11 protein-coding genes and 1 pseudogene are annotated in these 12,253 nt (G+C 70.2%); 9 read left to right on the forward strand and 3 right to left on the reverse strand.

Translation table 11 applies throughout. The annotated features are described in order from the left end of the window. From ABT186_RS27725 to ABT186_RS27755, 7 genes and pseudogenes are all read left to right on the forward strand, one after another. Nucleotides 1-326, forward strand: a pseudogene (locus ABT186_RS27725) (FHA domain-containing protein); the annotation flags it as partial. A gap of 5 nt (nucleotides 327-331) precedes the next feature. Next, the gene (locus ABT186_RS27730) at nucleotides 332-2,089 is read left to right on the forward strand and encodes an FHA domain-containing protein (protein ID WP_351237025.1); all 1,758 of its coding nucleotides are present in this window, start codon (nucleotides 332-334) and stop codon (nucleotides 2,087-2,089) included. Continuing rightward, entirely contained in the window at nucleotides 2,086-3,708 is a 1,623-nt protein-coding gene (locus tag ABT186_RS27735; protein ID WP_351927352.1) for a serine/threonine-protein kinase, read from the forward strand. The genes ABT186_RS27730 and ABT186_RS27735 overlap by 4 nt, the downstream gene beginning before the upstream one ends. Nucleotides 3,709-3,760: 52 nt before the next feature. Beyond that, the gene (locus tag ABT186_RS27740) at nucleotides 3,761-5,317 is read left to right on the forward strand and encodes a serine/threonine-protein kinase (RefSeq protein WP_351927353.1); all 1,557 of its coding nucleotides are present in this window, start codon (nucleotides 3,761-3,763) and stop codon (nucleotides 5,315-5,317) included. A gap of 150 nt (nucleotides 5,318-5,467) precedes the next feature. Then, nucleotides 5,468-6,934 (forward strand): AlkA N-terminal domain-containing protein, encoded by a 1,467-nt coding sequence (locus tag ABT186_RS27745; protein ID WP_351927392.1) that lies wholly within the window; start codon nucleotides 5,468-5,470, stop codon nucleotides 6,932-6,934. 18 nt (nucleotides 6,935-6,952) lie between these two features. Next, nucleotides 6,953-7,435 (forward strand): methylated-DNA--[protein]-cysteine S-methyltransferase, encoded by a 483-nt coding sequence (locus ABT186_RS27750; protein WP_351927355.1) that lies wholly within the window; start codon nucleotides 6,953-6,955, stop codon nucleotides 7,433-7,435. A gap of 156 nt (nucleotides 7,436-7,591) precedes the next feature. Further along, nucleotides 7,592-8,365, forward strand: coding sequence for a class I SAM-dependent methyltransferase (locus ABT186_RS27755; protein ID WP_351237032.1), 774 nt, complete (start codon nucleotides 7,592-7,594; stop codon nucleotides 8,363-8,365). Here ABT186_RS27755 and ABT186_RS27760 read toward each other — a convergent pair. Next, nucleotides 8,362-9,057, reverse strand: coding sequence for an SIR2 family NAD-dependent protein deacylase (locus ABT186_RS27760; RefSeq protein WP_351927357.1), 696 nt, complete (start codon nucleotides 9,055-9,057; stop codon nucleotides 8,362-8,364). The genes ABT186_RS27755 and ABT186_RS27760 overlap by 4 nt on opposite strands. A gap of 199 nt (nucleotides 9,058-9,256) precedes the next feature. Here ABT186_RS27760 and ABT186_RS27765 point away from each other — a divergent pair, with 199 nt between their 5' ends. Together ABT186_RS27765 and ABT186_RS27770 are read left to right on the forward strand one after the other, a co-directional pair. Next, on the forward strand, nucleotides 9,257-10,045 hold the full coding sequence (locus ABT186_RS27765) for an FHA domain-containing protein (protein WP_351927359.1): 789 nt from the start codon (nucleotides 9,257-9,259) through the stop codon (nucleotides 10,043-10,045). Between the two features lie 20 nt (nucleotides 10,046-10,065). Continuing rightward, nucleotides 10,066-10,407, forward strand: coding sequence for a hypothetical protein (locus ABT186_RS27770; RefSeq protein ID WP_351927361.1), 342 nt, complete (start codon nucleotides 10,066-10,068; stop codon nucleotides 10,405-10,407). A gap of 300 nt (nucleotides 10,408-10,707) precedes the next feature. Here the strand turns inward: ABT186_RS27770 and ABT186_RS27775 are convergent, their stop codons facing one another. Together ABT186_RS27775 and ABT186_RS27780 are read right to left on the reverse strand one after the other, a co-directional pair. Continuing rightward, the gene (locus tag ABT186_RS27775; protein ID WP_351927363.1) at nucleotides 10,708-11,127 is read right to left on the reverse strand and encodes a EutQ-related cupin domain-containing protein; all 420 of its coding nucleotides are present in this window, start codon (nucleotides 11,125-11,127) and stop codon (nucleotides 10,708-10,710) included. Nucleotides 11,128-11,590: 463 nt separating this feature from the next. Further along, nucleotides 11,591-12,238 carry a maleylpyruvate isomerase family mycothiol-dependent enzyme gene (locus ABT186_RS27780; protein ID WP_097281921.1) on the reverse strand — a complete coding sequence of 216 codons (648 nt, stop codon included), beginning with the start codon at nucleotides 12,236-12,238 and terminating at the stop codon, nucleotides 11,591-11,593. Nucleotides 12,239-12,253 lie beyond the last annotated feature (15 nt).

Genomic DNA, 12,253 nt, shown 5'->3' on the forward strand with positions numbered 1-12,253 from the left:
GTGTTGGCGGCGGCAGTCAGGAGAACACCGGTCGGCGTCCCGGCGGCGGTGGTGAGCCCGGCGGCGGTGGCGACGGCAGTGGCGGTGATGGCGGAGGCAGTCAGGAGAACACCGGTCGGCGTCCCGGCGGCGGTGGTGAGCCCGGCGGCGGTGAAGAGGGCGGTCGCGGTGGCGTCCTCGGCGGTTCCGAGAGCACGCGCGGTGGTGTGACGGCCCCCGGTGCCGACGGCATCGGCACGCGCCTGTCGCCCTTCGGCCCCGGCACCACCGCGCCCGGCGGCGGCTTCTCCGGCGGTACGTTCACGAGCGGTTCCGGAGCGGGCTGACCTGGATGCTGTGCCATGTCTGTCGCGTTCACATACGGCGCGACTTCCCGTACTGCCTGCACTGCGGCACGCTCCGGCGCGGAGCGGCACCGACGTCGTTCGCCGCGCCCCAGCTGCGCGGCGTCGACGATCCCACGCTGCTCGTACCGCTGACCGGTCAGGTGACGACGCTGGGCCGGGGGGCGGACAACGACGTCGTCCTGTCCGACGGCAGCGTGTCGCGTCGGCATGCCCGGATCGTCCGCAACGACGCGGGCTTCCGGATCGAGGACCTGGACTCGTTCAACGGCACGGCAGTCGGCGGTGTGGACCTGCACGGCGGCTCGGCGCACCTCGCCGACGGCACCGAACTGTCCGTCGGTGACGTCCGCATGGTGTTCGAGCAGCCCCGCGATGCCCGGGTCGGCTCACGCACCATGGTCGTCGGCACTCAGCTGACCCAACTGCCCACCGCCGTCCAGGAGGAGGCGCCGGAGGCGACCGGCCCCCTCACCGTGCGACCCCGCCGCCGCTCCGGGTGGGCGCTGAAGCAAGTGCCCACGGACCGTGGGGAACCGGGCTGGGTGCTGAACAACACGCGCACCGGCGTGTATCTGCGGCTCGACGAGCGCGAGGTGTTCCTCTGGAACGCCGTCGACGGTGAGAACACCGTACGGGACCTGCTGTTCGCCTACGCCGACCGCTTCGGTGAACTCGCGCTGCCGCGGATCGAGGCCGCGCTGGCGGCGTTCGCGGACGCCGGCCTGCTGCGCGGCCTGCCAGGCCGTCCGGAGGAGGAGCAGGCCAAGGGCCCGCGACGGGTCTGGCGGGCGCTGTACCGGGCTCTGCTGAAGCTGGAGGTCTCCGTACCGGGGATCGACGGCGCGGTGACCCGCCTGTACCGCGCATTCGGCTGGCGGTTGTTCACCAGGACCGGGGTGACGCTCGTCTGGCTGTCGGTCGTCGGCGGACTCGTCGCGTTTTTCATGGCGCAGCGAAGGCAGCACCTGCTGGACTTCGGCGGAGCCGGCGTCCGGGGCCCGGTGGCGCTGGCCGCGGGGTATGTATCGGCCCTGGTGGTGCACGAGTTGACGCACGCTCTGGCCGTGAAGTCGTACGGCCGCAAGGTCCGGCGCGGCGGGTTCATGCTCATGATGGGGATGCCGTTCGCCTTCGTGGACACGAGTGACATGTGGTTCGGCACCCGCTGGTCACGGGTCGTGGTGGCGTTGTCGGGGCCCGTCTCGACGGCGGCGCTGGCCGGCTGGTGCTCGGTCGGCGCGGCGTACCTCCCGGCCGGCCCGGCCTCGGCCGTACTCTTCCACCTGGCCTTCGGGCTGTACCTGAACACCCTGTACAACTTCAACCCCCTGATGCCCCTGGACGGTTACCAGGCGCTGACCGACGCGCTGCGCGTGCCACGGTTGCGCGAGGAGGCGAGCGCCTACTTCCGCAAGGGGCTCTGGCAGGACCTGCGGGCCGGCCACAGGCCCGGACCGCGCCAGGCGGGCATGGCAGCCTACGGCCTCGCGGTCGTCGTCGGGACGTACGGCTTCCTGGTCCTCGCTCTGCTGGCCTGGCGTTCGCGGATCGGGGACCTGCTCCATGGGTGGGTGTCCCCGCCGTGGGATGCGGTGATCGAGGCGGTCGTGGTCGCCCTGGTGGCGTTTCCCGTCTGGGCCGCACCGGTCCGGTGGCTGATACGCCGGGTCAAGCGCCGTCGTGAGCTCGGTGGCGGCCTGCCGCCGTCGGCGGTCGGAACGGCCGTGGAGGGGACGGTATGACGGGGGTTGCGGACGGCGGTGGCGCCCAGGACAGCGCCAGAGCCGACGGCGAGTGGGCCGTGCCCGGCCATGTTGCGGTGCGTACGCTCGGCGAGGGCGCCGGCGGCCGCGTCGTACTGGCCCGGCACGAGGCGACGGGCGTACCTGTCGCGATCAAGTACCTGAGTGACCGGCTCCGTGGCGACCAGGAGTTCCTGGCCCGCTTCCGGGCCGAGGCACGGCTGCTGGGCGATCTGCGACACCCGTGTGTGGTGCGGCTGTACGAGTACGTCGAGGCGCGCCGGGGCGCCGCGATCGTCATGGAGGCGGTGGACGGAGTCAGCCTCCGCGTGCTGCTGCGCACGCAGGGGGCGACCGGCCCGGAGGCCGCCCTGGTGCTGCTCAAGGGCTCACTGCTCGGGCTGGGCGCGGCCCATACGGCCGGGGTGGTCCACCGCGACTACAAGCCGGAGAACGTGCTGGTCCGCGCCGACGGTTCGAGCACGCTCGCCGACTTCGGCATCGCCGTACGCGCCGGCCGCGAGACGGAGGCCGCGGGCACGCCCGCGTACATGGCCCCCGAACAGTGGCGCGGTGAGCCCGCGGGACCGGCGGGCGACGTGTACGCCGCTGCGGCGGTGTTCTTCGAGTGCCTCACCGGCCGTCGGCCCTTCGACGGTGACGACATGACCGCGCTGCGCCTGCAGCATCTGCGGGCCCCCGTCGCGCTGGACGACGTACCCGCCCCGGTACGCGGCCTGCTGCGCAAGGGCATGGCCAAGAACCCGGAGGACCGGCCCGGGATCGAGGAGTTCCTCGCCGATCTCGAACAGGCAGCCACCGATGGGTACGGCCCCGGCTGGGAGGAGCGCGGACGCCGACGGCTCGCCGAACTCGCCGCCCTGGCCGCCCTGTTGTTCCCCTTCGCCATGGCACCGGCCGTCTACGAGGCAGCGCGCGCTGTGACCGTACTGGAACGGCTCAAGCGCACCGGCTGGAAGGCGGCTGCCGGGGCGGCCGCACTGGCAGTGGTCGCCGGCGCGGTGACCGCCGCGACAGCCGGTACGCCCCGCGCGACGACGACGGCGGCCAGTTCCACACCGTCGGGATCCTCCGGCACGCTCCCGCCCTCTTCTTCCCCTGCTTCTTCCCCTTCGCCGTCCGCCTCGCCGGACCCGACCACGCCGACGTCGGACCCCTCACCGTCCGGCAGCACCTCGGTGGACCCGTCGCCGAGCGACCCGTCGGCCACCCCTGGCACGAGCAGCACACCGCCCACGACATCGTCGTCCCCGACGACAGGAACGTCCGTCCCGCCGAAGCCGACGCCGGGCACGGTCACGATCGCCATCGACTCCTGGCGCCGCGGGCAGAACCCCAGCACGCTGATCGCCGACGTCACCGTCCGCACCACCGGCACCGGGCCCCTGACGCTGACGGCGGACTTCTACGTCGACACGCCCGCCGAGCCCTACGGTTCCCGGACGCGATCGCTGTCGGGCAGCACGCAGTACACCGTGACGTTCGAGGCCGACTTCTCGAACCACCCGTGCCGGGGAACCTGGGACGTCTCACTCACGAGCAGTCCGCAGGCCGCGAACGGACCGCAGACGGCCTCAGTGGACGCGCCACCGTGCTGAGCAACGACGAGGTCGAGACGCCGGTGGCGTGCATCGAGGAGAGCAGATCGACATGACGACAGCCGCCGAGGTCGCCGGGCGTCCCCTTTCGGGTTGGTCACGTGACACCCGCTGGGGCACCTGGTACGCCCTGGGCCTGGGGTCCGGCCCGGGGTCTGCCGACAGATCGCCGCTGGGCGCGCTGCGGATCGACCGTGCCCTGCTCGCGCCGGAAGGAGCACGCGAGCGGCTCGCGGCCGAGGTGCTCGCCGTGGTCAAGCTCCGGCTGCCCGGTGTGCTGGGCACGATCGACCTCGTGGCGGAGGCCGGGGAGGTGTGGCTGATCACCGCCCGCCCGCCGGCTCCCACCCTCGCGGACGTCCTGGCCGCCGACGGACCCCGACCGGACGCGGGGAGCGTGGCAAGCGTCCTCAACGAGACCGCGCAGACACTGCTCGCGCTGCACGCGGCCGGACTGACCCATGGATCGCTCACTCCGGAAAGTGTCGTACTCGCACCGGACGGCACCGCCCTGCTCGCCGAGTCGGCGCTGGGCGCCGCGCTGGGCGACGACGTGCCCATGGACTCCGCCCGGCGCGAGGACATCGCCGCGTGGGCCGCCCTCGCCCTGACACTCGGCAACGCCTGGGCGACGGCGGGCACACCGGCGGCGGACCTCTTCGCCCGCTGCTCCGGCACCGCCGAGTCCGACGGCCTCGCCGCCGCCCGCGCCGCGCTCATCGAAGGGCGTGCGGTGCTCCCCGCGGGCTTCCTGCAGCGAACCGCGCTGCGCGCGGCGGCAGCCGAGGGACGCCCGGACATCACTCCGCCGACGACGGAGGACGCACCGCCCGCCGCGGGGGACACGACCGGCGCCCCGGCCCCGGACCCGGAGGTCACGATCCCTGCCGCGGCCGCGGTCCCGGAGGTCACGATCCCGGCGTCGGGCGGCGGAGTCGGGCGCCCTGCGGTGTCGGACGAGCAGGTCACGGTCCCCGGACGGGGTGACCGAGCCCCGCGTACCGCCGCCTCGGACGAGCAGGCCACCGTGCTGGGCAAGCGACACCGCACCCCGGACACGTTTCGTGCTCCGGCCTCGGAAGGGGATGGGGACGGTGACATCCTGCTGCGCTTCGGCCCCGGCGTCCCGCTCGACGAGCAGGAGAACCTCCGCGCCCTGTGGCGGGCCACCGCTCCGGCGCCGGCGCGCGGTCGCCGCCAACGCGCCTGGCTCTGGGCGACCGTGGCGCTGACAGCCGTCGCCGTCGTGCTCTGGCTGTTGCTGCTGCGCCCGACCCCCTCACCGACTGTCACGGCCGCCGAAGTGCAGGCGCCCACGCAGCAGTTGCACTGCGGCCAGACCGCCGATGTCATCGGTGTCATGACCACCGACGGCCGCGGCGGCCCGGTGACCTACCGCTGGCTGCGCAGCGACGGACACGACTCCGGTGAACTGATCGACACGGCCCGCCGTGGCGACCCTGAGGTCACCGTTCACCTCCGCTGGACGGTCCGCGGCCCCGGCCGCTTCCAGGGCACCGCCCGCCTCCAGGTCCTCAACGGCCGGGGCACAGCCCAAGGAGGCGCCCCGGTCGAAGCGGAGGGCACCTTCAGATACTCCTGCCCCTGATGCCTGAAGGACACAGCCCGCAGCGCCCCCGGTCCGGACACCGGCACGCCGACCGGCGATCGGGGTAACAGCAGGTCGGTCCACGTACATGTCGGATTCCCGCCAGCCCGGCCCCCTCCGGTGGCCGATGCTGGAGGCATGCGGAACGGGATGCACACCGACAGGGAGCGTTGCGTGCGCGCCGTCCAGTCCAAGGACGCGCGCTTCGACGGCTGGTTCTTCACGGCGGTCCTGACCACGCGGATCTACTGCCGTCCGAGCTGTCCGGTGGTGCCGCCCAAGCCGGAGAACATGACGTTCTACCCGAGCGCGGCCGCCTGCCAGCAGGCCGGATTCCGGGCCTGCAAGCGGTGCCGCCCGGACACCAGCCCCGGCTCGCCCGCGTGGAATCAGCGCGCCGACCTCGTGGCCCGCGCCATGCGGCTGATCGCCGACGGCGTCGTCGACCGCGAGGGCGTGCCCGGACTCGCGGCCCGCCTCGGTTACAGCACCCGCCAGATCGAGCGCCAGCTCCTCGCCGAACTCGGCGCCGGACCCCTGGCACTGGCCCGGGCCCAGCGCGCCCAGACCGCCCGGCTGCTCATCGAGACGACCGCGCTGCCGATGGCGGAGATCGCGTTCGCGGCCGGCTTCTCCTCGATCCGCACCTTCAACGACACCGTCCGTGAAGTGTTCGCGCTCTCCCCGAGCGAGCTGCGCAACCGTCTCCCGAAGAAGACGGTGATCGCCCCCGGCACGCTGAGCCTGCGACTCCCCTTCCGGGCCCCGCTCAACCCCGACAACCTCTTCGGCCACCTCGCCGCCACCGCCGTACCCGGCGTGGAGGAGTGGCGCGACGGCGCGTACCGGCGCACGCTCCGGCTGCCGTACGGCCATGGGATCGTGGCGCTGACCCCGCAGACCGACCATGTCGCGTGCCGCCTCACCCTCAGTGACATGCGTGACCTGCCGGTCGCCATCAGCCGCTGCCGCCGCATGCTCGACCTGGACGCCGACCCCGTCGCGGTCGATGACCAGTTGCGCACGGATCCGGTGCTGGCACCCCTGATCGACAAGGCCCCCGGCCGCCGGGTGCCGCGTACCGTCGACGAGGCCGAGTTCGCCGTACGGGCCGTCCTGGGCCAGCAGGTCTCCACTGCCGCCGCCCGCACCCATGCGGCCCGACTGGTCACCGCGCACGGCGAACCCGTCGAGGACCCCGAGGGCGGCCTGACCCATCTCTTCCCGGCCCCCGAGGCGCTGGCCGCGCTCGACCCCGAGTCGCTGGCGATGCCGCGCACCCGCCGTACGACCTTCACCACGCTGGTCGGCCAACTCGCCGACGGAACACTCAGCTTGGGCGTGGAGAGCGACTGGGAGGAGAGCCGCGCCCGGCTCCTGTCCCTGCCCGGCTTCGGCCCCTGGACGGTCGACGTGATCGCGATGCGCGCCCTCGGTGACCCCGACGCCTTCCTGCCGACCGACCTCGGCATCCGACGCGCCGCACAGGAGCTGGGCCTGCCGTCCACCCCGGCCGCCCTCACGGCACGCGCGGCGGCCTGGCGGCCGTGGCGGGCGTATGCGGTCCAGTACCTGTGGGCGACGGACAGTCACCCGATCAACTTCCTCCCGGTCTGAGGAAATCCAAGGACACTCATGAAGCAGCACACAGTCATCGACAGCCCGTACGGCCCGCTCACCCTCGTCGCCACGGAGGGCGTCCTGTCCGGCCTCTACATGGCCGGCCAGCGTCACCGCCCGCCCGAGGAGACCTTCGGCGACCGCGACGACACGCCCTTCCGCGTGGCGGCCGACCAGCTGCAGGCGTACTTCTCCGGCGAGTTGAAGGAGTTCACCCTCGAACTACGCCTGGAGGGCACACCGTTCCAGCGCAGCGTCTGGGAACAGCTGCGGCTGATCCCCTACGGCGAGACCCGCTCGTACGGCGAACTCGCCGATGCCCTGGGCAGTCCGGGCGCCTCGCGCGCGGTCGGACTGGCCAACGGCAAGAACCCCATCGGCATCATCGTGCCCTGCCATCGCGTCGTCGGCGCGAATGGCAGCCTGACGGGTTACGGCGGCGGCCTGGACCGCAAGAAGCGTCTGCTGGACTTCGAGAGCGGCGCGGCGCTCTTCTGAGCCCGCGCACGACCCAGCAGGGGGATTGCCGGAACCGCCGGGGCCGCAGCCGGTCGGCCGAGTTCGACATGCCGCTTGTGCGTGAGGCTGGTATCAAGATCACGTGGGACGCGAAGGCATGCGCGCCACCTCCGCACCACCTCGGAAGGAAGAACCGTGCCGGCCAGGAACGTCATCGTCAACCGCGCCGCTCTCAAGCACCACGTCACCTACGCCCTGCGTCACCCGGGGCGGGTCCCGAGCCACCTGGCCCGCGCCGCCCGGGACCTGTGGCTGAGCCATCGCGAGCCGGACCACATCTCCTACTACCGCGAGGTGATGCGGTCCGACACCCGCGCCGGACCGGACGCGGCGGTCGGCAGCCGCAGCCGTGAGCGGTGGCTGGTGCTGGGAGCGATGCAGTTCGATTACCTGCTCGGCCACGGCCTGCGTCCGCAGCACCGCATGCTGGAGATCGGGTGCGGCAATCTGCGCGCAGGCTGGCGGTTCATCCGTCACCTGGAGCCCGGGCACTACTACGGCATCGACATCTCACCGGACATCCTCTTCGCCGCGCACGACACGATTGTGGAGATGGGCCTGCAGACACGGCTCCCCACGCTGACCCCGGTACGCGATCTGACGCTGCGGTTCCTGCCCGATGCCCACTTCGACGTGGTGCACGCCCACAGCGTCTTCTCGCACTCGCCGCTGCCGGTCATCGACGAGTGCCTGGCCAACGTCGGCCGGGTGCTCGCGCCGGGCGGCTGGTTCGACTTCACCTTCGGCCGCACGGAGAACACCGAGCACCACGTGCTGCGGGAGGACTTCTACTACCGCACCGAGACACTCGTCGCCCTTGCGGCGAACCACGGCCTGAAGGCCCACTTCATGGAGGACTGGGAGAAGCTGCCGCACGGCCAGTCCAAGATCCGTGTCACCCGGGTCTAGGCGGCGGCTTCCCCGAGCCGGCGCAGCAGCTTGGGCAGGGCGGTGCCGATGGGCTCTCGTACGACCTCGTCGGCGCGGTCGTCGTACGGTGTCGGTTCGGCGTTGACGATGATCAGCCGTGCCCCGTGGTCGGTGGCCACTCCCGCGAGCCCGGCGGCGGGCTGCACCTGGAGGCTGCTGCTGACCGCGATGAACACCTGGCATGCCTTGGTGATCGCGACGGCCTGGCCCAACACCACCGGGTCGAGCCGTTCGCCGAACATCACCGTGGCCGACTTGAGGATCCCGCCGCACTCCAGGCACGGCGGATCGTCCTCCCCGGCCTCGACCCGGGCGAGCGCGTCCTCCATGGGCCCGCGCGCATGACACTTCGTGCACACCACGCTGCGGGCGGTGCCATGCAGCTCCAGCACCTTGCGGACGGGCATCCCGGCGAGCTGGTGCAGCCCGTCCACGTTCTGCGTGATCACCCGCACCGGCACCCCGGACCGCTCCAGCTCGGCCACGGCCCGGTGCGCGGCGTTGGGCTCGGCCTTCAGCGTCCGGTTCTTGCGCCGCATCTGCCATGAGCGCCGCCGGACCTCCGGATCGCCCATGTAGTACTCGTACGTCACGAGCTTCTCGGCCTCCGGATCGCGCCGCCACAGCCCGTTGGGCCCGCGATAATCAGGGATTCCGGAGTCACAAGGCATTGGTAGATGTAACGCCTCTGGAGCCAGATAACTCTGGCGATGCGGCCGCCTCACCCCAGCGTCAGCTGGCTGAGAAGGCGATTGCTCAACTCTCGTACTCGCGGTGCATTGTGGTGGGGAATGCTGGTTTCTGTGCGGGTCGCGCTACACCCGCCGGAGCTAGACTGTTTGTCCGTCTAGTCCCAACGGGGGAGGGATCATGGCGAGTTATTCGGGTGGCCCCGATCCCCGGCTCACGTTCATCCATCCGGCACACCTGTATGGTTCCCCCCTCCGCCTCACTGGCGTCCGGTCGGTTCTGGGCCGGGATCCGGGCTGCGACATCCGGATCGATGATCCATACGTGAGCGCCAGGCACGCCGTGCTGAGTCGTTCGGGGCTGAACGTGGTGTTGGAGGATCTCGGGTCCGCCAACGGCACCTTGGTGAACGACCGCCCTTTACATGCTCCATGGACGCTGCGCGACGGTGACGTACTCACCTTGGGGAATGTGAGTATCCGATACGACGGGTACGGCACGGCCCCGCAGAGGCGCGAGGCCGTGCAGAGCACCCTTCTGATGCCGGCGGTGAACCGCGCTCCTCGATTCGACGTGAGTCAGCAGCATGGCGCGAACATCAACAACGTCGGTGGGCACCAATATATCGATCAACGACAGGAGAGCTTCCTCCGGCAGATCGCCGCAGCTCGCACCAGAGCCCGAAGGCTCATTCTGCTCGGCTTCATGCTCTTCCTGGGCGGCTTTGCCGTCTTCGCGTGGGGCGTCTTGCGCCTCATGGGGCGCATCGGTGAGCCCATACCCAACGACCCCAATCAGTGGCCGGGGCTGCAGGACATGTTCGGCAGAGAGATCAACGGCATACCAGTGTTTCTTCTTGGTTGGGCAGGTGCTCTCCTGGGTGCCTTCCTTATGGCCATTGGGCTGGTGATGCACATTATCGCCGCTTCCCGTCAGCGTTCGTTCGATGCGGCTTCTCGGCGCTACTGACTCACGCGAGAGGACCTCCAGTGACTTTTAACATCGGCAGTCAGCAAGGCAACATCAACAATGTCGCCGGTAACCAGACCATCCACGGGGGCCAGCACGGCGACTTCACCGCGGTGACGGATCCTCAGGCCCTGCTCGGTCAATTGCGCGCGGAACTCGACCGCCTCGGCCTCCCACCCCAAGTCGCCAGCCAGGTGAACGGTGAGGTTGCTTCCCTCGGTACCGAACTCGGCTCTCCGTCTCCAGATCGCCCCACCGTTGCCCAACGCTTGCTTCAGATCATCAGGCTGGTGACCACTGCAGGTGCTGTGGTCACCGCGGGCGGATCACTCGCAGGGGTACTGTCCTCGTTTGCCGCCTAGTTGGGGCCGATCGGTGACTCTGTCGTCCGTGCCATCACACGGTAGCGCTCCGGAGCTCTCAGGGCTGAGCGTGTCGAGCTTGATCGAGACTTCGGTTGTTGTTCGGCCTTGTCTGTCACAATGCGCAATTCGCAAGGGGGACATAAACGTGACCATCACCAACTTCGCTTACTCCCCGTACCGTTGACCATCAGCCGTGGCACCACGTTGACCTGGGCAAGCGGCGATTCGGCTAGGACTTGTCCGGGCGATCAAGTGACTGCCTGCTGTTCGGATCGTTGATGGGCGTGCGTACACCCACTACTCAAGTCGCGTGTAGGCGTGCGTGCGGCTTTCCAGCCCCTGCGGGTTAGGAGCGTAGACGGCGAGCATGCGGGCGTACTCAGGCGCCCAGTAGCGACCGACGCTCCCGGCCGGGACCCGGACGACGTCGCCTGTGACCGCCTCGACGGTCTCCCTGTCGCATGCGATGAACAGATGGCCTTCCAGGACGTAGTTGAACTCGTCGTGCGGATGCTCGTCCGTCCATGACTCGCCCCGCAGTTCCCACTCCATGAGGGCAACTCCCGGTCGACGGCCCTCGCCCGGCGGCACGAAGGCGTGCCCTTTGGGCCATTCCCCCCGGCGAACGAGGGGGCTGGAGGGGTACTTCTGCGGTGCCATCGTCTGTCCCTTCCCCATCAGCATGCGTACGGCGACGTCAGCCGCACTCTTCGGCATCGACGACGTTGTTCAGCAACGTGGTCGTGAGTCACCTTAAGTGGGCGGTTGGTTGCGCAATAAAAAACGAACCTCTCATTAGGGAACAGAATGTGGACTGCGACGTCAAGACTCCAGGACGAAGTTGCGGCGTGCGGGTGCCAGCCGGCTGAACTCTCGCCCAGTTCCTCCGTGCACACACCGAACCCTGGAGCCACCCGCTCCCACAGGTCATCCGGAACAAGATCAGCACACACCCGGACAGCCTGCCCACCAAGATCGTCGGGCTCAAGAGCGCAGTTCGACTCATTCTGAACCGATCAGACTGGGCGTTTCGCCCCTAATTCCGCAGGTCAGGTAGCGAAGACGGGCGGCACGTACCTGCTGGCCGACCGCTTCACCCTAGGCTGACGAACCGTCGGATCAGGATGCCGCCGCCCCGGACGGGGCGGCGGCATTGAGCTTCACACCTTGATACAGGGCGTCATGCCCGTGGTTGTGCCTGGCGCTCGCGAAGGATGGCAACGCCGTCTCCATCGAGCGCATCGAGGTAGGACGCGCGACCGGCCATCGCCATGATCAGGGCCAGGGTCGTGCCGGACACGCGTGGCCCCTCGCCGGTGGTGAAGGGGCTGTCGGTGGCGGTCAGGCGCAGTTCGCGGATGCGGGTCTTGGTGAAGACGGGCAGATCGGTGCGCTGGTAGTAGTCGGCCAGGGTGGTCAACGTGCGGACGGGGTAGTCGCGTTCGATGCCGAGCGGCCGGCGGATGTCCTCGCCGTGCACGATGGTCTCGCCGAGCATGGCCACGGTCGAGGGGATCGGCTTCGTCGTGCGGGTGGCCACTCGGCGGAACCGGTCGAGCGTCTCGGCCGGGGTAGCGCCCAGCTGTTCGGCCAGCCGCATGGCGACCTGCTTGTCGAAGTCGAAGCGGCAGCGGATCACGCCCGCCATCCACCGCACCGGGTTGAGGCCGGCCGCCGAGGTCAGGTGCGCGAGCACCTCACGAACGGTGAGCCCCTCGCACAGCGACGGGGTGGCCCACTGATGGTCGGTCAGCTGCGCGAGGTCGGCGGCCAGGGCGGTCCGCTCGGTGTGGATCAGTGGCCAGGTTCCGGTGGCGGGTGTCGTCATGGGGGTGATGCTCCT

This window comes from Streptomyces sp. NPDC001634 (genome assembly GCF_040298185.1).
Lineage (GTDB): Bacteria > Actinomycetota > Actinomycetes > Streptomycetales > Streptomycetaceae > Streptomyces.

Coding starts and splice junctions, on each gene's coding strand:
- ABT186_RS27780 (WP_097281921.1), bottom strand. CDS start 12,238: ATGACGACACCCGCCACCGGAACCTGGCCACTGATCCACACCGAGCGG.
- ABT186_RS27765 (WP_351927359.1), top strand. CDS start 9,257: ATGGCGAGTTATTCGGGTGGCCCCGATCCCCGGCTCACGTTCATCCAT.
- ABT186_RS27760 (WP_351927357.1), bottom strand. CDS start 9,057: ATGCCTTGTGACTCCGGAATCCCTGATTATCGCGGGCCCAACGGGCTG.
- ABT186_RS27745 (WP_351927392.1), top strand. CDS start 5,468: ATGCACACCGACAGGGAGCGTTGCGTGCGCGCCGTCCAGTCCAAGGAC.
- ABT186_RS27750 (WP_351927355.1), top strand. CDS start 6,953: ATGAAGCAGCACACAGTCATCGACAGCCCGTACGGCCCGCTCACCCTC.
- ABT186_RS27735 (WP_351927352.1), top strand. CDS start 2,086: ATGACGGGGGTTGCGGACGGCGGTGGCGCCCAGGACAGCGCCAGAGCC.
- ABT186_RS27740 (WP_351927353.1), top strand. CDS start 3,761: ATGACGACAGCCGCCGAGGTCGCCGGGCGTCCCCTTTCGGGTTGGTCA.
- ABT186_RS27775 (WP_351927363.1), bottom strand. CDS start 11,127: ATGCCGAAGAGTGCGGCTGACGTCGCCGTACGCATGCTGATGGGGAAG.
- ABT186_RS27730 (WP_351237025.1), top strand. CDS start 332: ATGCTGTGCCATGTCTGTCGCGTTCACATACGGCGCGACTTCCCGTAC.